1 pseudogene is annotated in these 785 nt (G+C 65.6%); it reads right to left on the bottom strand.

Annotation, left to right across the window (positions count from 1 at the left end):
- A pseudogene (locus HMPREF0670_RS15115) lies at positions 1-785 on the bottom strand (hypothetical protein); the annotation flags it as partial.

The following is a 785-nucleotide window of genomic DNA, read 5'->3' on the forward strand; positions in this document are numbered from 1 at the left end:
CGTCCTGTACCATCCGGCCGCTCACTATCGACACCTTGTGGGCCGCCCCGCCCTTCCAAACCACGCCCGTGCGCTTGGTCTGCACGGCGCGCATCAGGCTGTCGGCGAAGGTGCGCGTCTCCACGTCGCCCTCGGGGGCGTAGTGCAGCGTGCGCGCCCAGCGGCCTGTGGGATGGTACTCGAACCGTACGGTGTAGGGCTTGCCTGCGGCCAGCTCCTTCGGGCCGACGATTGCGGTGGCCCTGCCCGCGTCGTCGTAGGCATAGCGCATGCGGTTGCCGTTGATATCGCGCGTTTCCAGCGGTGCGCCCCAACGGCAGTCGTAGTCGGTGGACGAGGTGTAGCCGTAGGCGTCCTTCACGCCCGTCACCAGTTGGTGCAGCACGCCGTCGTAGGCGTATTCGTAGCGCATGCGCTGACCCTTGTGGTTGGCGGGCTTGGTGAGCGCGGCCAGGTTGCCGTACGCGTCGTACGCCATGTCGTACACCGAGGGCAGCTGACCGTTGTGCATCGTGATGCGGGTGACGTCGCCCTTGCCGTCCACTTCCGTCGAACGTTCGCGGTACACCCTGCCCGCCTTGTCCATCACCGCAATGTGCCGCGGCAGTCCCACGATGTGGCGTTCGCGCAGTTCGTGGTAGGCGATGTCCGCCCGCAGCTCGTAGTCGGTGGACGTCTCCTTGTAGGATGCCAGGTTGCCGTAGGCGTCGTAGGTGTTGTGCACGGTGGTGCTCATGCTGCCCTGCCCTGTGTTGTCGTAGACCGTCTGCCTAATGGAAACGAGT

Source organism: Prevotella sp. oral taxon 317 str. F0108 (assembly GCF_000162415.1).
Classification (GTDB): domain Bacteria; phylum Bacteroidota; class Bacteroidia; order Bacteroidales; family Bacteroidaceae; genus Prevotella; species Prevotella conceptionensis.